This is a genomic window from Streptomyces sp. DF42 (genome assembly GCF_058267695.1).
This window is the reverse complement of the sequence record NZ_CM177859.1, coordinates 8,855,516-8,874,558: the sequence shown is the minus strand read 5'-3', so window position 1 is coordinate 8,874,558 and position 19,043 is coordinate 8,855,516. Positions and strand designations below refer to the sequence as shown.

Annotated in this window: 18 protein-coding genes; 7 read left to right on the top strand and 11 right to left on the bottom strand. The window is 71.6% G+C overall.

The annotated features are described in order from the left end of the window. Nucleotides 1-13: 13 nt before the first annotated feature. The 6 genes from ACYUED_RS40825 to ACYUED_RS40800 all read right to left on the bottom strand — a co-directional run bounded on the left by ACYUED_RS40825 (nt 14) and on the right by ACYUED_RS40800 (nt 6,186). Nucleotides 14-994 carry an alpha-ketoacid dehydrogenase subunit beta gene (locus tag ACYUED_RS40825; protein WP_491289442.1) on the bottom strand — a complete coding sequence of 327 codons (981 nt, stop codon included), beginning with the start codon at nt 992-994 and terminating at the stop codon, nt 14-16. Beyond that, complete coding sequence (locus tag ACYUED_RS40820) at nt 982-1,962, bottom strand: thiamine pyrophosphate-dependent dehydrogenase E1 component subunit alpha (RefSeq protein WP_491289441.1); 981 nt, start codon at nt 1,960-1,962, stop codon at nt 982-984. The genes ACYUED_RS40825 and ACYUED_RS40820 overlap by 13 nt, the downstream gene beginning before the upstream one ends. Further along, entirely contained in the window at nt 1,962-3,296 is a 1,335-nt protein-coding gene (locus ACYUED_RS40815; RefSeq protein WP_491289440.1) for a M24 family metallopeptidase, read from the bottom strand. Before ACYUED_RS40815 ends, ACYUED_RS40820 begins: the two co-directional genes overlap by 1 nt. Before the next feature lie 80 nt (nt 3,297-3,376). Beyond that, nucleotides 3,377-4,054: a helix-turn-helix domain-containing protein gene (locus ACYUED_RS40810; RefSeq protein ID WP_491289439.1), complete on the bottom strand. Its 678-nt coding sequence runs from the start codon at nt 4,052-4,054 to the stop codon at nt 3,377-3,379. Between the two features lie 90 nt (nt 4,055-4,144). Further along, nucleotides 4,145-5,560 carry a cytochrome P450 gene (locus ACYUED_RS40805; RefSeq protein ID WP_491289438.1) on the bottom strand — a complete coding sequence of 472 codons (1,416 nt, stop codon included), beginning with the start codon at nt 5,558-5,560 and terminating at the stop codon, nt 4,145-4,147. Nucleotides 5,561-5,724: 164 nt separating this feature from the next. After that, nucleotides 5,725-6,186, bottom strand: coding sequence for a potassium channel family protein (locus ACYUED_RS40800; RefSeq protein WP_491289437.1), 462 nt, complete (start codon nt 6,184-6,186; stop codon nt 5,725-5,727). A 149-nt stretch (nt 6,187-6,335) separates the two neighbouring features. Between ACYUED_RS40800 and ACYUED_RS40795 the strand changes: the two genes are divergently transcribed. The 6 genes from ACYUED_RS40795 (at nt 6,336) to ACYUED_RS40770 (ending at nt 11,874) form a co-directional block, all read left to right on the top strand. Further along, nucleotides 6,336-6,587 carry a hypothetical protein gene (locus tag ACYUED_RS40795; protein ID WP_491289436.1) on the top strand — a complete coding sequence of 84 codons (252 nt, stop codon included), beginning with the start codon at nt 6,336-6,338 and terminating at the stop codon, nt 6,585-6,587. 341 nt (nt 6,588-6,928) lie between these two features. Further along, nucleotides 6,929-7,780, top strand: coding sequence for a hypothetical protein (locus ACYUED_RS40790; protein WP_491289435.1), 852 nt, complete (start codon nt 6,929-6,931; stop codon nt 7,778-7,780). 147 nt (nt 7,781-7,927) lie between these two features. Then, a complete protein-coding gene (locus ACYUED_RS40785) occupies nt 7,928-8,737 on the top strand; it encodes an SAM-dependent methyltransferase (protein WP_491289434.1) in 810 nt (269 codons plus the stop codon). A gap of 40 nt (nt 8,738-8,777) precedes the next feature. Then, the gene (locus tag ACYUED_RS40780) at nt 8,778-10,181 is read left to right on the top strand and encodes a glutamine synthetase family protein (protein WP_491289433.1); all 1,404 of its coding nucleotides are present in this window, start codon (nt 8,778-8,780) and stop codon (nt 10,179-10,181) included. A 1-nt stretch (nt 10,182) separates the two neighbouring features. Continuing rightward, entirely contained in the window at nt 10,183-11,322 is a 1,140-nt protein-coding gene (locus ACYUED_RS40775; RefSeq protein ID WP_491289432.1) for an amidohydrolase family protein, read from the top strand. 24 nt (nt 11,323-11,346) lie between these two features. Continuing rightward, on the top strand, nt 11,347-11,874 hold the full coding sequence (locus ACYUED_RS40770; RefSeq protein WP_266529846.1) for an NUDIX hydrolase family protein: 528 nt from the start codon (nt 11,347-11,349) through the stop codon (nt 11,872-11,874). Here the strand turns inward: ACYUED_RS40770 and ACYUED_RS40765 are convergent. The 5 genes from ACYUED_RS40765 to ACYUED_RS40745 all read right to left on the bottom strand — a co-directional run bounded on the left by ACYUED_RS40765 (nt 11,837) and on the right by ACYUED_RS40745 (nt 18,424). After that, nucleotides 11,837-12,667: a DUF427 domain-containing protein gene (locus ACYUED_RS40765; RefSeq protein WP_491289431.1), complete on the bottom strand. Its 831-nt coding sequence runs from the start codon at nt 12,665-12,667 to the stop codon at nt 11,837-11,839. The two genes, ACYUED_RS40770 and ACYUED_RS40765, sit on opposite strands and share 38 nt — an antisense overlap. Nucleotides 12,668-12,808: 141 nt before the next feature. Further along, nucleotides 12,809-13,792 carry an aldo/keto reductase gene (locus ACYUED_RS40760; protein WP_491289430.1) on the bottom strand — a complete coding sequence of 328 codons (984 nt, stop codon included), beginning with the start codon at nt 13,790-13,792 and terminating at the stop codon, nt 12,809-12,811. Nucleotides 13,793-13,878: 86 nt separating this feature from the next. Beyond that, nucleotides 13,879-14,541, bottom strand: coding sequence for an NUDIX domain-containing protein (locus tag ACYUED_RS40755; RefSeq protein WP_491289429.1), 663 nt, complete (start codon nt 14,539-14,541; stop codon nt 13,879-13,881). 57 nt (nt 14,542-14,598) lie between these two features. Next, nucleotides 14,599-17,748, bottom strand: coding sequence for an MGH1-like glycoside hydrolase domain-containing protein (locus ACYUED_RS40750; protein WP_491289428.1), 3,150 nt, complete (start codon nt 17,746-17,748; stop codon nt 14,599-14,601). Nucleotides 17,749-17,929: 181 nt separating this feature from the next. After that, complete coding sequence (locus ACYUED_RS40745; protein WP_491289427.1) at nt 17,930-18,424, bottom strand: PaaI family thioesterase; 495 nt, start codon at nt 18,422-18,424, stop codon at nt 17,930-17,932. Between the two features lie 101 nt (nt 18,425-18,525). On the opposite strand from ACYUED_RS40745, the gene ACYUED_RS40740 reads away from it, so the two are divergent. Continuing rightward, complete coding sequence (locus ACYUED_RS40740; protein WP_491289426.1) at nt 18,526-18,993, top strand: winged helix-turn-helix transcriptional regulator; 468 nt, start codon at nt 18,526-18,528, stop codon at nt 18,991-18,993. The last annotated feature ends 50 nt before the right edge of the window (nt 18,994-19,043 follow it).

Genomic DNA, 19,043 nt, shown 5'->3' with positions numbered 1-19,043 from the left:
GTGTCAGGGGTGTTCAGTACGCGGCGAGACTCCGGACGGCCGCCACGACCTTGTCCACGGTGGGGATGACCTGTTCCTCCAGTACGTCGGCGAAGGGCAGCGGCACGCACTCCGCCGCCACCCGGCGCACGGGCGCGTCCAGCAGTTCGAACCCCTCGTCGGCGACGACCGACACGAGGGTGGCGCCCCAGCCTCCCTGGTAGGGGTTCTCCTCGACGGTCACGAGCCGCGAGGTCCTGCCGACAGAGGCGAGGACGGTGGAGACGTCGAGCGGGACGAGACAGCGAAGGTCGACGACCTCCAGGCCGATGCCCTCGTCGGCGAGGACGTCGGCGGCCTTCAACGCCAGCGGCACCGTGGAGGCGAGGGCGACCAGCGTCACGTCGGCGCCCTCGCGCACGACGGCGGCCCGCCCCAGCTCGACCACGTGCCCCGGCGGCGCGGGGGCGCCCTTGCTCGCCAGCAGTCCCTTGTGCTCGAAGAACACGACCGGGTCGTCGCTGCGGATCGCGGCCGCCATCATGCCGATGACGTCGGCGGGCGTGGCGGGGGCGGCGATCTTCAGCCCGGGGACGGTCAGCGCCCAGTTCTCCGTGGCCTGCGAGTGCTGGGCGCCGAAGCCGAGCCCGCCGCCGTTGGCGGTGCGCACCACGAGCGGGACGGTGACCTGACCGCCCGTCATGTAGCGCACCTTCGGTATCTCGTTGGCGAGGTAGTCCCAGCAACAGGCCAGGAAATCCGAGAACATGATCTCCGCGACCGGCCGCATCCCGGTCATCGCGGCGCCCATCGCCGCACCCACGATGGCCTGTTCGGAGATGGGCGTGTCCCACACCCGCTCGGGCCCGAACTCCTTCAGCAGCCCGACGGTCGTCTTGAACACCCCGCCCGCCTCGCCGATGTCCTCGCCGAGGCACACGACGGCCGTGTCCCGGCGCATCTCCCGCGCGATGCCCTCGGCGACGGCCTCCCGATAGCTGATCACGTCCGCCACGCCGCACCCCCGTCCGCCCACACGTCGGTCAGCGCCTCGCCCGGATCGGGCGGCGGCGCGGCCTTCGCCGCCTCGACCGCCTTCTGTACGACATCACGGGCGCGTTCGTCGGCCGCGGTGACCGTGTCCTCGGGCACCCCCAGCTCGACCAGGCGTCCGCGCGCGAGGTCCAACGGGTCGTGCTTGAGCCAGCGTTCGACCTCCTCGGCGGGACGGTAGGTGGCCGGGTCGGCGCGGCTGTGCCCGTAGTGGCGGTAGGTCTCGGCCTCCAGCAGAGCGGGCCCGTCTCCCGCTCGGGCCGGCCGTGCGAGCCGCGTCACCGCCTCGTGGACGGCGACGACGTCGTTGCCGTCCACGACCTCGCCCGTGATGCCGTACGAGGGGGCGCGGTCGGCCGCGGGCCGGGCCACCGCCGTGACGTCGGCGATGGGCGTGTACTCCATGTACAGGTTGTTCTCGCAGACGAACAGCACGGGCAGCTTCCATACGGCGGCCAGGTTGAGGGCCTCGTGGAAGGCGCCGATGTTGGTCGCGCCGTCACCGAAGAAGGCGACCGCGATCTGCCCGGTGCCGCGCAGCCGGGCCGACCAGGCGGCCCCGACCGCCATCGGGAGGTGGGCGCCGACGATGGCGTAGGAACCGAGCATGAAGGCGTCGGCCTTGGTGAGGTGCATGGAGCCGCCCTTGGCCCCGCACAAGCCGGTCGCGCGGCTCATGAGTTCGGCGAGGCACTCCTCGGGGGTGGCGCCGCGGGCCATCGCGTGGTGGTGGCCGCGGTAGGTGGCGAAGACGTAGTCGTCGGGGCGCAGGGCGGCGCTCGTGCCGACGGCGATCGCCTCGTGGCCGGCGGCGAGGTGGGTGGTGCCCTTGACCAGACCGGACAGGAACAGGTCGTGGGCGGCCTTCTCCGTACGGCGGATGACGGCCATCTGCTCGTAGAGCGTGAGGAGTTCGTCGCGGTCGACCATCAAGCGCTCCCGTTGGTACGGGTGTTGAGGTGGGACTGGGACTCGCGGCGGGTGTTGAGCTCGCCGCCGACCGTCCAGTACTTGCGGCCCGCGACCAGCAGTTCCTCGGCCGGGAACTTGGTGATGACCTCGCAGCCGTCGGCGGTGACGACCAGCTCCTCCTCGATACGGGCCGCCGACCAGCCGTCCGCTGCCGGCCAGTAGGTCTCCAGGGCGAACACCATGCCCTCCTGGAGGACTTCGGGGTGGTCGAGGGAGACCAGGCGGCTGAAGATGGGCTTCTCCCAGATCGACAGGCCGACCCCGTGGCCGTACTGCAGGGCGAAGGCGGCGGTCTCGTCGGCGAAGCCGAACTCCTCGGCGCGCGGCCAGACTTGGACGACGTCGGCGGTGGTGGCCCCTGGCCGGACGAGGGCGATGGCCTGGTCCATGTACTCGCGGCAGCGGACATAGGCGTCCCGTTGCGCGCGCGAGGCGCTGCCGACGGCGAAGGTGCGGTAATAGCAGGTGCGGTAGCCGAGATGGCTGTGCAGGATGTCGAAGAAGGCGGGGTCGCCGGGGCGGATCAGGCGGTCGCTGTAGACGTGCGGGTGGGGTGAACAGCGTTCGCCGGAGATGGCGTTGACGCCTTCGACGTACTCGCTGCCGAGGTCGTAGAGGACCTTGCTGACGAGTCCGACGCACTCGTTCTCGCGGACCCCCGGGCGGAGGTAGCCGTACAGCTCCTCGTACGCCGCGTCCACCATCGCGCAGGCCTGGGTGAGCAGGGAGATCTCGTCGCGGGTCTTGGTGCGGCGGGCCTCCAGGAAGACCTGCTGGCCGTCGACGACGTCGATGCCCTCGGCGCGCAGGGCGGCAAGGATCGGCATCTCGGCGACGTCGATGCCGAGGGGCTCGCCCGCGAGACCGTGCTCGCGCAGTTCGGTGGCGATCTTGCGGGCCACGTCCTCGGCGATCCCCGCGTCCGGATGGAAGGCGCCGCGCAGGGTGGAGATGCCGGCGCGAGCGCCGGTGGGCGGGCCGTCCTTGCCGTCGCTGTAGTCCAGCCACGGGTTGTGGAGCTGGTGGTGGCGGGCGGCGGAGCCGAAGTCCCAGACGACCGGTTCGCCGCCGCGCACCAGCAGGGCGAAGCGGATCAGCTTGTCCATCGCCCAGGTGCCGATGTGCGTGGCGGTCATGTAGCGGATGTTGGCGAAGTCGAAGCTGAGCACGGCGCCGAGCGACGAGCCGTTCAGCGTCTCGTGGAGCCTGGCCAGCCGCTCCTTGCGGAGCCGGTCCAGGTCGATGCGCTCTTCCCAGTCGACGGCATTGGGTCCGAACGTGCGGATCGCCATGGCGACCACCCCCACTTCGGAGTAGACGACCGTGCCGCGCGAGTGTCAAGTGCTACTGAACGCCTGCTGCAGAACGCCCGCTACAGAACCTCTTGGCCGGCACTTTGGCCGAACACGAACCACACCCCTACGGCCGGCTCGGCGCCGTCGTTGCGATAGCGGTGCGGGGTGGTCGACTCGAAGCAGACGGTGTCGCCGGGACCCAGCGTGTACTCGTCGAAGCCGAGGGTGAGGACGAGGGCGCCGGAGGTCAGACAGCCGTACTCGGTGCCCGCGTGCCGCATCAGCCCGCCGGAGCTGGAGGAGGAGCCACCGGGCCGGTAGGTCACCTGCAGGAAGTCGACGTCCGTGCCCGGGACATGCCCCAGCCGCTCCCACACGACCCCCGAGTCCAGCTCCAGCACCTCCCGCTCACCCGGCGTGACCAGCGGTCCGATGCGCCGTCCCGGGTCGGCGGCGAAGGCGGCGAGGGCGTGCAGGACGGTGGCGGGAGCAGCGGATCCGGCGGACGCGGTCACGGTCGGAGGCGCGGTGATGTCGTCCTCGTAGGCGTCGAACAGCGACTCGACGGATATCGACAGTGCGGTGGTGATGGCGTACAGCGTGCTCACGGACGGCTGGCTCTTGCCGGTCTCGATCTGGGAGACCAGGCTCGCGGAGACGCCGACCTCCCGCGCGAGGGCGCGCAGGCTCACGCCTTTCGCGAGGCGGGCCTGCCGGATGCGCGCGCCGACGGGCGGCACGGCGGCAGGAGACACGGCGGCTCCTCTCCGGGACGGACGTGTTCAACACCATTGAACAGCCGGGGCCGTCCGTGGCGCCAGGGTCTCAGGTGAGCCCGAAGTCGGTCAGTTTCCGGACCGGATCAGTCCCGCGAGGTATCGCCACAGCGAGGAACGCCGTCTGGCGGCCTGGTCCGGTGCGGCGGGTGCGTCGGGCAGGCCGGGGGCGGGCGCCGTCGGTACCGGCAGCGCCGGTCCGGAGAGCTGGTAGCGCACGGGCAGCGAGCGCAGTCCCCGCATGAACGGCGAGGAACGCCACGGCAGTTGGTCGACGGGCAGGGCGAGCTCCAGATGCCCGAACCGTTCGAAGACACGGCTCACGCCGGCCGCCGCGATGGTGGACGCCAGCTCGCGGGCCGGGCACTGGCGGGGTCCCGCGCCCCATGACAGGTGGGCCCGGCTGCTGATGCTGGAGCCCGGTGCCATCCGGCCGGCGAAGAGAGGGTCGGCGTGCGCGGCGGCGGGCGAGACCCACACGGGGTCGCCGGCGCGGATGGTGTAGTTCCCGAGCCGGCGGTCCTCGGCCGCGAACCTCGGCACGAAGTTGACCAGGGGCGGCTTGCGCATGACCACGCGGTTCATGGTCTCCCGGACCATGCCGGCGGACTGGGTGGCACGCACTCCGCCGTCGGCGTCCCCGGAGATCACCTCGACGACGGTGTTGGAGATGAGGATGCCGACGTGGTCGGAGGTCATGCCGAGCAGCATGAACAGTTCCCGGGCCAGCGCGTCGACCGAGAGGTCCGGGTGGGCGGCGAGCAGATGGGAGGGGAAGTCGTCCCCGGGCTTCGCGATCTTGGCGGCGGCCAGTTCGGAGAGCGTCACCAGCAGGCGTGCCAGGGCGGGTTCCGCGTCCGGGCCAGCGTCCAGTACCCGCCACATGTCCATGAGGGCCTCGTCGCCCTGCGAGCCGGGGAAGCCGAGCAGATGGCTCGCCGCCATGAGCGGCAGAGGGCGGGAGAACTGCGCCGACAGGTCGGCCAGGCCCGTACGGCCGCCCTGCGCGAGGAGGGTGATCAGCTCGTCGGCACAGCCGGTGACGGCCGACTTGAGTCGCTTGGCCTGCGGGTTGCGCGGATCCTGGAAGGGGCGCAGGGCCACGTCCCAGGCGCCGCGCAGGGTGCGGTGGCCGGAGCCGCCCTGGATCAGCACGTGGTTGACCTCCAGGGAGGGGCCGAGCGGCCAGTCGGCGGGCACCCGGCCTTCCGTGCGGGCCCGCCAGTTCTCCAGCCCCTTGGGCCAGCCGGCATCGTCCTGGAGGACCTGGAGCGACTCGCGGTAGCCGAGCACCAGCCACGCGGGCACGCCCAGCAGATCGACCGGCGCGACCGGGCCGTGGCGTTCGCGCAGCCACTCGTAGACGAGTGCGGGACGCGTCTCGTAGTCCCGGGTCAGCAGGGGCTCGGGAGCGAGGGCCTCCAGCGGCGTGCCGTCGGACTCCGCGTGCCCTTCGCCGCCCTCGTCGCCCAGGTGGAATCCCATGCTTCCGCCGCCCCCGTCCACACCGTCCGTAACGGTCCGCAACCTGTGGGTGCTTGCGGACTCGGGAGGGACCGTACCTCAGGTGTCAGGCAGGTGACAGGTCGGGGTACTCACCGGTAGCAAGGCGTGCTCAAGCCCTCGTTCGCGCTCGTTCTTCCCTGCCGTCATTCGTTCTTCCCGGCCATCATCCGCTCGATGCGGTCGAAGCGCTCGTGCAGGGCGTGGACGGTCTCCTCGGTCAACTCCTCGGCGCGATGGGCGAGATGGTGACGGCGTTTCTGTTCCCGCCCGACGAACCAGGTCGCCAGGGCGGCGGTGACCATGCCGTATGTCGTGATCCCGACGATCATCATGACCGTGCCGATGACACGGCCGCCGAACGTCACCGGGAAGAAGTCGCCGTATCCCACGGTGGTCGCCGTCTCGATGGACCACCACAGCGCCTGCGGGTACGTCCGCAGATTGGCGCGCAGTGCTTCGTGCTCGGCGACGACGACGGCCCACGAGCCGATGAGCATCACGGTGCCGAGGACGGCCGTCGCGGCGCCCGCCGCCTTCAGATGCAGCGAGCGGCCCTCCCGGCCGAGCAGCAAGTCGACCGCCCTGGCGAGGAATCCGGGCAGCATGGTCACTCCTTGGGATACGTCGGCATGGGGTCAGTGTGGTCGGGGGCGGGTGTCCGGGCATGTCGGGCGGGGCGTTCGAGTTGCCGTCCGAGCTGCGGCGTTGTGGGCTGAGGACAGGAAGCGGCGGGCCACGGCAGGAGGGCGGTCCCATGGCGGCGGAACCCCGCGAGGTGGCGGAGACCTTCGCGTTCGCCTGCGGCGACTGCGGTCATGCCTGGGAGGCCGGCTTCCGGGTCATGTTCTTCACCGACCCCCTGGACACCTCGGGCCTGACCACCCAGGAGTACGTGGACGAGGCGGGCCGGGCCGTCCGGTCGCCGCTCACGGAGGCGGTCTGCCCCGAGTGCGGCGGACGCCGGGTGCAGGTGCGCGCGGCCGGGCCCACCCCCGAGTCGCCCTGACCAACCCACGTCCACCCCGAACCGGCCGGGCCCACCCCCGCCCCCACCTGGCCGAGCGCTCCCCCGAACGGACCGGTGCGCTGGCGGGCCGGGCCGTCCCGTCGCCGCTCACGGAGGCGGTCTGCCCCGAGTGCGGCGGACGCCGGGTGCAGGTGCGCGCGGCCGGGCCCACCCCCGAGTCGCCCTGACCAACCCACGTCCACCCCGAACCGGCCGGGCCCACCCCCGCCCCCACCTGGCCGAGCGCTCCCCCGAACGGACCGGTGCGCTGGTGGGCCGGAGCCGCCGATGGTGCGCTGAGGAGAGCCCTGCCTGTCGCGGCTTCTCTGGAGGCATCCGCCATGACCCGACGTCCGTCCCTCCCCGTGCGCGTGCTGGTGTCAGCGCTGGCCGCGGTCGCGCTGCTGACCACCGCGGCCTGTTCGGGCGACGGTGACAGCTCCGGTTCCAAGGCCTCGGACGCCGCCGCGTCGCCCCTTGCCCAGGAGTCCCGGCCCGCCTCGCCCCTGGCCGCGAAGACGCCCTCTCCCTCGGCCTCGGCCCGCCTCACCGAAGCCGGCGCACGGGCCGCGCTGATCACCGAGGGCGACATCGAGGACGACTGGAACCAGGTCAAGGACGCCGCCCAGTGGGGCGACACCCTCCTCATCGGCAAGGTCGACGTCGCCGCCCTGCTCACCGCGAAGGCGAACGGCGCCGACTGCCAGAAACTCCTCGACGCGCTCTACGACGACGTCCTGCTGGGCAAGCCGTCCGGCGCGTCCGCGCTGACCGGCTTCGAGCAGGACGACTCCCGCCTCCTCTACCAGGTCGCCGCCTACGACCACGCACGCCTCGACGCCTCCTGGGCGTGGCTGAAGACACTGCCGGTCAAGTGCGACCAGTTCACCGCGATCGACTCCAAGGGCGGCAAGCGGACCGTCCAGGTGACCACGGGCTCGCTGCCCGACGTGGGCGACGCCCGGCAGGATCTGCACGTGACGGTGCAGGGCACCTCGAACGGCTCGCCCGCCACCCTCTCCCTGGACGTCGCCGTCGTACGCGTCGGCGACGACGCCATCACCGTCACCGCCGGCGGGCTCGACGGGGACGAGCACCAGTCCACCGAGCAGGCCGTCCAGAAGGGCACCCCGCGGCTGAAGGACGTGCTCTCCGGGAAGACACCGGCCCCGGGCCCCGGCCGAACCGGCTGACGCGGGCCGATGCGGCCGACCGATCGGGCACAGCCCGATCCCGCACAGCCGATTCCGCACACCTGATCAGCCGATTCCCGGGACAGCGTGATCACCGGGCGGCACAATGGCGACGACGGTCACAGGTGCGTGCGAAGGAGCTGAGTCGTGAGTGAGAGCCACACCCCGGGCGGGTCGGCGAGGCTGAACACCGGGGTGGCGCACAACGCGCGCGTGTGGAACTACTGGATCGGCGGCAAGGACAACTACCGGGTCGACCAGCAGGTCGGCGAGCAGGTCGCCGGGATGTTCCCGATCATCCGGGACATCGCCCGCGCGGACCGCTGGTTCCTGGGCCGGGCGGTGCGGTTCCTGGCCGAGGAGCGTGGCGTGCGGCAGTTCCTGGACATCGGGACGGGCCTGCCGACGGCGGACAACACCCACCAGATCGCCCAGCGGATCGCACCCGACGCGCGGATCGTGTACGTCGACAACGACCCCATCGTCCTGGCCCACGCCCGCACCCTGCTGACCGGCACCCCCGAGGGCGTCACCGACTACGTCGACGCGGATGTGCACGACCCGGCCGCGATCCTCGAACGCGCCGCCGGAATCCTGGACTTCACCAAGCCGGTCGCGGTGATGATGCTGGGCATCCTCAACTTCGTGCTGGACACGGAGAAGGCGCGGGAGATCGTGGCGAACGTCATGGCCGAGGTGCCCTCGGGCAGCTTCCTGGTGCTCACCCACCCCACCTTCGACGCCGACCTCGGCGGTGCGGGCCAGATCCCGGCCATGAAGTTCTGGAACGAGAACGCCACCCCGCCGATCACCGCCCGCAGCGGCGAGGACATCGCGGCGTTCTTCGAGGGGCTGGACCTCCTGGAGCCGGGCCTGGTGTCGTGCTCGCGGTGGCGCGCCGATTCCGAATCGCCCGCCGTGGTCCCGCAGTTCGGCGCGGTGGCCGTGAAACCCTGACACCCGTGCCGACCGTCGCCGACGTGCCAGTGGAGGATGTATGACCACCCTTGCCGATCCCGTCCCCGGCGGACGCCCCGGTGACGTCGAGCGGGCCGGAGCGCTCGCGGAGGAGCTGTCCGGGCAAGGGGTGCACGGCGTCGTCCTGTCCTACGTCGACACCGCGGGTGTGGCCCGGGTGAAGTCGGTCCCGACGGCCCGGCTCGCCTCGGCCGCGGCCTGGGGCGTCGGCATGTCACCGGTGTTCGACACGTTCCTGGCGAACGACTCCATCGTCTCCACCGACGTCCTGGGTTCCCCTGACGGCGACCTGCGCCTCTACCCCGACCTCGACCAACTCGTCTCCCTGGCCGGGCAGCCCGGCTGGGCGTGGGCGCCGGTCGACCGGATCACGCAGGAGGGCGAGCCGCATCCCGGGTGCAGCCGCACCGCCTTGCGCCGCGTCGTCTCCGAGGCCGCCGAACGGCACGGCCTCACCTTCAAGGCCGCCATCGAGATCGAGTGGGCCGTCGGGGAAGGCCCTGCGGAGGGCGGCGAGTTCGTCCCCGCGCTCTCGGGGCCCGCGTACAGCGCCACACGCCAGGTCGAACTGAGCGACTACACCGCCGACCTGCTGGCCGCGCTGGCCACGCAGGGTGTGGACGTCGAGCAGATCCATCCCGAGTACGCGGCCGGGCAGTTCGAGATCTCGGTGGGCGCCCTCGACCCGGTGGCGGCGGCCGACCGCAGCGTGCTGGTGCGGCAGACGATCCGGGCGGTGGCCCGGCGCCACGGGCTCGTGGTCTCCTTCGCCCCGGCGGTCTTCGCCCAGGGCGTCGGCAACGGCGGCCATGTCCATCTCTCCGCCTGGCGTGAGGGTGTCAACCTGCACGCCCGCGGCGAGGGCAGGTACGGCATGACGGCCGACGCCGAGTCGTTCACGGCCGGAGTGCTCGCTCACCTCCCGGCCCTCACGGCCGTGACCGCGCCCAGCCCGGCGAGCTATCTGCGGCTCAAACCCTCCCAGTGGGCCGGGGTGTTCACCGCCTGGGGCCGCGAGACACGCGAGGCCGCGCTGCGGGTCGTCACGGGGACGGCGGGCCTGCGTGACCAGGCCGCGAACCTGGAGGTGAAGCCGGTCGACCTGGCCGCCAACCCGTATGTGGCCCTCGTCTGCCTCCTCTCGGCCGGGCTGGAGGGCCTGACGTCGTCCACTCCCCTGCCCGAGGAGATCACCGGCGATCCCGCCCGTCTCGACCCCGCGGACGCGGCCGCCCGAGGCGTACGACGCCTGCCGACCTCGCTGATCGAGTCCGTCGAGGAGTTCCGCAAGGACGAACGGCTGCGGGCCGCGCTCGGTCCGGTCCTCGCGGACGCCGTGATCGCCGTACGCCAGGGGGAGATCGCGGCGGTCCACGGGCTGGACGACGAGCGGGTCGCGGCGGCGTACCGCTGGAAGTACTGACGTGGGCGCGGTCGACGGGGCCGTCCAGGAGGCGCTCGCCGCGCTGCCGTTGGTGGACCACCACTGCCATGGTGTGGTCACGGCGGACCTGACCCGGGAGGGCTTCGAGGAGCTGATCACCGAGGGTGCCGCATGGCCCGGGATCTCGCCCTTCGACAGCCCCGTCGGCGTGGCCGTCCGTCGCCACTGCGCCCCACTGCTGGACCTGCCGCGCCACGCGCCGGCCGACGTGTACCTGGCCCGGCGGGCCGAGTTGGGCCGGCACGAGGTACAGCGCCGCTTCCTCGCCGCCTCGGGGACGGGCACGTTCTGCGTGGACACCGGGTACGCGCCGGAGGGCCTCACCACTCCGGCGCAGCTGGCCGGGATCGCCGGCGGTTCGGCGCACGAGGTCGTACGGCTGGAGGGCGTCGCCGAGGCGGTGGCGGCAAAGGGGGTCGAGCCCGACGAGTACGCCGACGCCTTTCGCACGGCTGCGCGGGAGGCCGTGGGGCGGCCGGGCGTGGTGGCGGTCAAGTCCGTGGCCGCCTACCGCACCGGCTTCGACCTGGACCCCGCCCGCCCCACGGACGCGGAGGTCACCGCGGCGGCCCGGCGCTGGTCGGCGCGCGGCGGCCGGCTCGACGATCCCGTGCTCGTACGGCATCTGCTGTGGACCGCGGTCGACCTCGGCCTCCCTCTCCAGCTCCACACCGGCTTCGGCGACAACGACATCCGGCTGCACCGGGTCGACCCGACCCACCTGACCGACTGGCTTCACCTGACCAGCGGCACGATCCCGGTGCTCCTGCTGCACTGCTGGCCCTACCAGCGCCAGGCCGCCTACCTGGCCGCGGTCTTCGAGCACGTGTACCTGGACGTGGGCCTCACCCTTCACTACGTCGGGCCGGCGCGCGCCCGTGCCGTCCTGGAGGAGGCCCTTGAGATCACGCCGTTCCGCAAGCTGCTGTACAGCTCGGACGCGTACGGTGTTGCCGAGTTCTACTGTCTGGGCGCGCTCGCCTTCCGCCAGGGTCTGGCCGGTCTGCTGCAGGACCGGGTGGACGCCGACGAACTGAGCCTGCCCGACGCACTGCGCATCGCCGAGTGGGCAGGAGCACACAATGCCCGCCGGGTCTACCGCCTGTCCGGCACCACCTGAAAGTATGATCAAGCAATGTCTGACATGACCGAAACCACGCCGGGCTGGCTGAGCGCCGACGACCTCGAACTCGCACGCGCCCGTATGCCGATCCTGTACGTCGAGGCCGTGCCCGTGCGCGTCGACGACAGCGGCGAAGTCACCAGCGTCGGCCTGCTGTTGCGCATCGGCCCGGACGGGACGGTCAGCCGGACGCTGGTCTCCGGGCGGGTCCTGCACCACGAGCGGGTCCGTGACGCCCTGCTGCGGCACCTGGAGAAGGACCTCGGCCCGGTGGCGCTGCCCCGGATCCCGGCGTCCCTCCAGCCCTTCACCGTCGCGGAGTACTTTCCGACGCACGGCGTCACGCCGTACCACGACCCGCGCCAGCACGCGGTGTCCCTGGCCTATGTCGTCCCGGTCACCGGCGACTGCCGACCCCGGCAGGACGCTCTGGACCTGGTCTGGTTCAGCCCGCAGGAGGCCGTGTCGCCCGCGGTGGAGAGCGAGATGCCGGGGGGCCACGGAGTGCTGCTCAAGCAGGCGCTGGCCCACGTGGGCTGCGCGGTCTGAGCATCGCACTGAACGGTGTGACGGGGCGCTCCAGCCGTTCCCCGTCCACGGTGATGTCGACCGCCTCGTTGAAGAAGGCGAGCAGCCCCTGGACGGGGCCCACCGCGGGCAGCGGCTCCGGGTAGCTCCAGACGAGGTTGGGCGGCACGTCGGCACCGGCATGCCACGACCAGTACTGGGCGGTGCCCTTGTAGGGGCAGCCGGTGTGGTGGTCGGTGGGTTCGAGCAGGTCGAGGCGGACGTCCTCGGGCGGGATGTAGTACCGGGTGGGCAGGCCGGTCTCGAACAGCAGCACCGGGTGGCGGGTGTCCGCGACGAGCATGCCGTCGATCTCGACCTGGACGTGGCGGCTGCTGGCCATGGCGTCGACGCGTTTGTGCGGGTCGCGGGGGTGGATGAAGATCTCTTCCTCCTCCTCGTACCAGTGGTCGAGTCCCCTGCCGCTGCGCCGGAACCACTCGAAGGCGATGTGGTCGGCCAGGTCCTCGGCCGCGAAGGTCCAGGCGGCGTTCGCCACCGGCTCGCCGTCGACTTCGAGGTCGTAGAAGACCTGCGATCCGGTGTGGGTGCCGATGTGCGGGTTCCTGGCGGGGCGCAGAAGGTCCTCTCGGACGTCCGCGCGCGGGAAGGCGTACTGCGGTACGGGCAGGTCGGGCTCCCAGACGAGGACAGGGTGCCGGCTGTCGACGACGGTGACATCGCCCTTGCGTCCGCGCACCCAGCGCTCGCTGGGCTCCCACGTGAGGCCTTCGGGGGTGGTGCTCAGGGACCGCTCTGTGGGAAGTGGGCTCATGCCTCCAGTCAGGCACAGCGGGCGCGAGGTCGCCAGGGCTACGCCATGGTGGCGCCCATGGACCTTGAGCCCTTCGACGGCCTGACGCGCCGGACGCGCCTGACGCCCCGGGCTCCGGGGGTCAGGCCGGGTCCTCCTCTGTCAGTGCGCCGCGTCCAGCCGCGCGCGCTGGTCCGCCGTGAGGTCCAGGTCGACGGCGGCCAGGTTCTCCTCCAGCTGGGCCACCGATGACGCCCCGACCAGCGGGATGATCGGGAGGGCTCCGCCGAGCTGCCAGGCAAGGACGACCTGGCTGGCGGTGGCCCCGGTCTCCCGGGCCACGTCCCGCAGCGCCGCGAGGCGGGCCGGGGTGCCCGGGTGTTCGTAGTCGGACGGCAGCCGGTCCGGGCGGACATAGGCGCCCTTGAGGAGCGGCGAGTACGCGACCAGGGTCAGGCCGGGCTCGGCCCGCAGATAGCCGAGCAGATCGGGGCCCACCGCGCCGAGGGTGCCGTCGGGGAAGAGGTCGGAGGGCAGGTCGGTCCGGGGGCGCAGATAGCTGTGCTCGTACTGGAGCACCTCGTAGCCGGGCAGCCCGCCCCCGGCGGCGAGGGCGCGGGCCCGCTCGACCCGCCAGACGGCCTGGTTGCTCACGCCGAGCAGCCCGACCGTGCCTTCGGCGACCAGTGCGGCGAAGCCCTCGACGGTCTCGCGCTGGGGGACGGTGGGGTCGTCGATGTGGGCGTAGAGCAGGTCCAGCCTGTCCATCCCGAGCCGTTCCCGGCTGCGCTCGGCGGACTCGCGGATCACCTTCGCGGACAGGCCTTCCGGGTTGTCGACGTAGCTGGTGCCGGGGGCGAGCGGGCGGGCGCCGAGCTTGGTGGCGATGACGATCTCGCCGCCGATGCCGCGGCTGCGCCGCCAGCGCCCGAGGAGTTCCTCGCTCTGGCCGCCCTGGCTTCCGTCCTCCCAGAAGGCGTAGTTGTCGGAGGTGTCGATGAAGGTGCCGCCGGCCTCGACATAGCGGTCGAGCACGGCGAAGGACGTCTTCTCGTCCGTGCGTGAGCCCATGAGCATCGCCCCCAGGGCGAGGACGCTCACCTCACGGCGGTTGTTCGGGTCGGTTCCGATCGTGCGGTACTTCATGGGTGTCCTCCCGTTCGCACCCGGGTGTCCGGGTACGAACGGGAGTCTTCATGTTGAAGCGCACGCGAAGTCAAGGGAGTGCGCGGCTATGCGGCGAACGGTCCGTCCAGGGCAGCCCACTGCAGCAGCATGATGGTCTTGGCGTCGGCGATCTCGCCGCTGCGGATCATCTCCAGGGCCCGGCGGAAGGGCAGTTCGACGATCTCGATGTCCTCGCCCTCCTCGTCGAGTCCGCCGCCCTCGTGGGTGCGGGTCGAGGGGCCGTAGGCCGCGGCGTAGAAGCTGACGCGTTCGGTGACCGAGCCCGGGCTCATGTAGACGTCGAAGACGTGCCGGACCTCGCCGATGGTGTGCCCGGTCTCCTCCACCACCTCGCGCCGCACGGCGAGTTCGGGATGCTCGTCATCGTCGTCGAGGAGTCCGCCCGGCGTCTCGACGAGCATGCCGTCGGGGTGTCCGTTGACATATACCGGGAAGCGGAACTGCCGGGTGAGCAGGACGGTTTCGCGCTCGGCGTCGTACAGCAGCATGGTGGCGCCGTTGCCGCGGTCGTGCGTCTCGCGCTGCTGGGTGCTCCAGGTGCCGTCGGCGCGCTGGATTTCGAAGGTGGTGGCGCGCTCCACGTACCAGTGGCTGGAGAGCAGCTTCACGTCCCGCACCTTCACGCGGGGGTTGCCGGTCAGATCCAGGCCGGTCCGGTCCAGGCCGGTGCGGCCGCGGCTGTCCGGGGTGTCGATGCCGGCGGTCATCGTGGACCGCCGGCCGTGTGTGCGTAGGTCATGGTCGCTGTCTACCACGGCCGCCGGTCAGGTCAGGGACAGTACGTGGGTGTGCCAGGCGGGCAGGTCGACGAACAGGCCCGGGGCGAGAAGGTCGTCGCCGCCTCGGTCGTACGTCTGTGCCGAGAGCAGGTCGGTCAGCCGGCAGGGGCGGCCGGCCAGGTCGGGCCAAGGCAGGGGCACGTGTCCCTGCGCCGGGGCGTCGGAGTGGTTGACGATCACCAGGTGGCGGGTGCCGGGTCCGGTCCAGCTCCAGGCGAGGAGGGTGCGGTGGGTGTCGTTGTCCGGCCAGCCGGTGGTGGCGAGCAGGCGCCAGTCGCCGTCGCGCACGGCGGCCGCCGCGGGGAGCAACCGGCCGTAGAACTCCCGCAGTCGCTCGTCGGCCGGTTCCTGCGGCCGGCGGGAGAGGAACACCGGCAGGCGTACCCGGCGGCCCTCGAACTGTCCCTCGTGCCAGAGCGTCGCGCCGGGCAGGGTGGCGACGGTGACGGCCGCGGCGCGGTGGCGGGCGTCGGGGAGGGCGGCGGCCGCACGGGGCTCGTCGTGGTTCTCCAGGAAGCGGACCAGGCCGCGCTGGTAGGTGAGGTCCGACTGGAGGTGGCTGCGGGTCGAGGCGGCGTCCTCGTGGAGCAGACGGTCGTAGAGCCGCTTGTCGTAGCAGTGGTCGAAACCCTGTTGCTGCAGGGCCCATTCGAGGTCCCAGTACGCCTCGGCGACGAAGAGGAGGTCCGGGTGGTGCGCGCGTACGCGCTCGATGACGTACGGCCAGAAGTCCTCGGCGGGGTGGGGTCCGGCGCGGTCCCCCCAGGTCTTGGCGAACACGTCGTTCATCATCAGCATCGCCATGTCGCAGCGCACACCGTCCGCCTGGTCGCCGAGGGAGACGAGCGTGTCCACGGCTGCCGTGCGCAGGTCGTCGCTGAAGGCGTTGAGTTGGACGACGTCCGGCCAGGGTGCGAAGTACGGGTCGCGGCCGCGGGCGTAGATCTGCCCGGCGACCTCGACGAAGGCGTCGGGCGCTCCGGCCAGGTCGTCGCGCGTGCCGCGGACCAGGCAGTGCGGGCGTGCGTTGGGCCAGGGGTGGTCGGGGGCCACGTGGTTGGGGACGTAGTCGAGGATCAACCGCAGTCCTCGGGCGGCCAGTTGCGAGCGGGCCTCGGCGAGCCCTGCCGGTCCGCCGAGGGTCGCGTCGACGACGTAGTCGCGTACGCAGTACGGGGATCCGGCGATGTCCGCCTCGGTGAGGTCGGGCAGGGCGTCGCGGAACGAGGCGCGAAGGGGCTCGTTCCGCAGGGCGATCGCGAGGCCGGCCGGGCTGCGTTGCCACACACCCATCAGCCAGACCGTGTCGACGCCGGGCCGGGCGACCTCGTCCCAGACCTCGGCGGGTACGTCGCCCAGGGTGACCCGCCGCCCGTACCGTCCGCTCAACTCGCCCAGCCAGACAAGGGTGTTGATCTCGTACACGACCGTCATGAGTCCTTCCAGTGCGGGTCCTTGGCGAACTTGGTCTGTGCGCCGTGCACCGGCCGGTGACCGTCCGGACCGACGAGGAAGGTCGCGGTGTGCCGGTCGGAGATCTCGCGGGCGACCTCGGAAGACGTTGTTGCCGTCGACGTCCTTGCGGTTGAGCCACCAGGTGAAGTTCTTCGTCAGCTTCTGGAAGGCGTTCTCCAGGAAGGCGCGGTCGGCGTGCCCCGTGCGGTGCTTCTCGAGTTCGTGGACGAACAGGACCGCCCAGGCGTGGACGGGCGGGTTGACGTCGCCGAAGTTCCATTCGTACGCGGGGATCTGGCCGTTGGGGTGCAGGGAGAGGCGGCGCAGGAGCAGCTCCAGCTGGCCCTTGGCGAAGCCGATGTCGACCATGGACAGGGCGACGGTGTGGAAGGCGAGGTCCCAGGCCGCGAACCACGGGTACTCCCAGGTGTCCGGCATCGACATGATCTCGTCGTTGACCATGTGGTACCAGGAGCTGTTGCGGATGCCGGGATCGGCGGCGAGCGGGTCGACGCCGTGCTCGGCCAGCCATCGCTCGACGTCGAGGTAGTAGTACTGCTTGCTCCACAGCATTCCGGCCAGCGCCTGCCGCACCAGGCGGCGCTCGTCCTCGCCCATGCCGTCCGGGACCACGTCCTCGTAGAAGGCGTCGGCCTCGGCCCGCCGTGCCTTAATCGTGGCGGTGAACTCGGCCCAGGGGTCGGCGAGTTCGGTGTCGGCCAGCCGCAGCCGCAGGGTCGCGCTGCCGCCGGCGGGGATGGAGACCACGTGGTGGACGGCGGCCTTGGTGCCGGTCCGCGCGGGGTTGACGGCCGTGCTCTCGCCGTGGACGACGTAGCGGTCGATGCCGTCCTTGACGTACGGCGTGCTGTTCCGGCTGCCGAAGACGCGCTCGTTGTTCGTCTCGTTCTCGGTGAACAGGACGGGGGCGTCGGTGTCGATGTACAGCCGGCGTGGGCCGAGTTCCTCGTGATCGGCGCGGACGGAGTCCTCGGTCTGGTGCAGGCTCGGGACGGCGGCGGGGCCGGCCCAGGACCAGGTGTGCCGGAACCAGAGGGTCGGCAGCAGGTGGAGGGTGGCCTGGTCGGGGCCTCGGTTGTGCGCGGTGATCTCGACCAGCAGGTCCTCGGGGCCGTGTTTGGCGTATTCGACGAAGACGTCGAAGTAGCGGTCCTCGTCGAAGATGCCGGTGTCGAGCAGCTCGTACTCGAATTCGCCGCGGCCGCGGGCCCTGTTGGTGTCGACGAGGTCGGCGTAGGGGAACTCGCCCTGCGGGTACTTGTACAGATACTTCATGTACGAGTGGGTGGGCGTGCTGTCGAGGTGGAAGTAGTACTCCTTGACGTCCTCGCCGTGGTTGCCCTCGGCGTTGGTCAGGCCGAACATCCGTTCCTTGAGGATGGGGTCCCGGCCGTTCCACAGGGCGAGCGCGAGGCACAGCCGCTGCTTCTCGTCACTGACGCCGGCGATGCCGTCCTCGCCCCACCGATAGGCGCGGGAGCGTGCCTGGTCATGGGTGAAGTACGACCAGGCGTCACCGTCGGGGCTGTAGTCCTCCCGGACGGTCCCCCACTGGCGTTCGCTGAGGTAGGGGCCCCACCGGCGCCAGGCCGCCCGGGCCGCGTCGGCCTCCTGGAGCCGCTGCCGTTCGGCACCTGCCGCACCGCTGTCCGACACCATCGCCGCCTCCCTGGGACAGGCCCTGCCGACCCGGCATTGCTCCCAGACTCTGGCGTGTCGGGCGTGCCCGCAATGGGTGGGCGGCGGAGGGATGGGTTCCCTGTCCGTCGGACGCTCGGACACCCTGCTGTCCGGCGTGGACGAACGGCGGCAACAGGGCCGAGCCGACGGAAGTCGAGGCTCAGCCGGCCGGTGCCGGGAACAGCATGCAGCTGCTGGTCGCGTGGGCCAGGAGTCGGTCGGTCGGGTCGAGGAGCCGAGCCTCGGCGAGGGCGGTGCGCCGGCCGCTGCTGAGGACACTGCCGACGGCGCGGACCTTGCCCGTGTCGGCCGTGATCGGACGCAGGAACTTCACGGTCAGGTCGAGCGAGGTGTAGGCCATGCCCTGCGGCAGGGTGGACTGGACGGCACAGCCGGCCGCCGAGTCGAGCATGGTCGCGTAGATCCCTCCGTGGACGCTGCCGATGGGGTTGTAGTGCTCCTCCCCCGGCACCACGGAGAACACGGCGTGCCCGTGGTCCACCTCTTCGAGGTCCATGCCCAGGGTGGCGGCGATCGGCGGCGCGGGCAGCCGACCGGCGAGTATCTCCCGCAGGAAGTGCAGGCCGGAGCCCTGCCCGACGGCGGCCGCCGAGATCGCGGGGTCGTCCCAGTCGTACGTACGAGAGCGTTCCATGCGGCTGTCGTTCCTCCCTGGCCTCTGACTCTGCTTCTCGAAGCTAGCCGTCTCCTCCGCTGACTGTCAATGACGAAGTCAGGTGCCCTACGATGGGCCGTATGAAGTGGCTCGAGACGAGCACCGAGAACTGCACGGTCCAGCGCACCCTCGACCTGGTCGGCGAGAAGTGGACGCTGCTGCTCGTGCGCGACGCCTTCAACGGGGTCCGTCGCTTCGACGACTTCCGCCGTCATATGGGACTCTCCGAGGCGGTCCTCGCCGACCGGCTGCGCAAGCTGGTCGCTGCCGGGATCCTCGCCGCCGTCCCCTACCAGGAGCAGGGCAGCCGGACCCGGCACGAGTACCGCCTCACGCCCAAGGGCCGCGACCTGTGGCCCGTCCTGGTGGCCCTGCGGCAGTGGGGCGAGACCTATGTCGGCGATCCCGAGGGGCCGGTCCTGGACATCCGGCACCGTGACTGCGGCGCCCCGGTCCGCGTGGTGGTCGAGTGCCCCGACGACCACACGGCGCTCTCCCCGCGAGAGGTCACGGTGTCGCCGGGACCGGCTGCCCGTCCGCGCGTCTGAGCCGCGTGGGCGCGGACGAGGCCTGTTCGCAGCCGGTGCGGTCGGCGAGC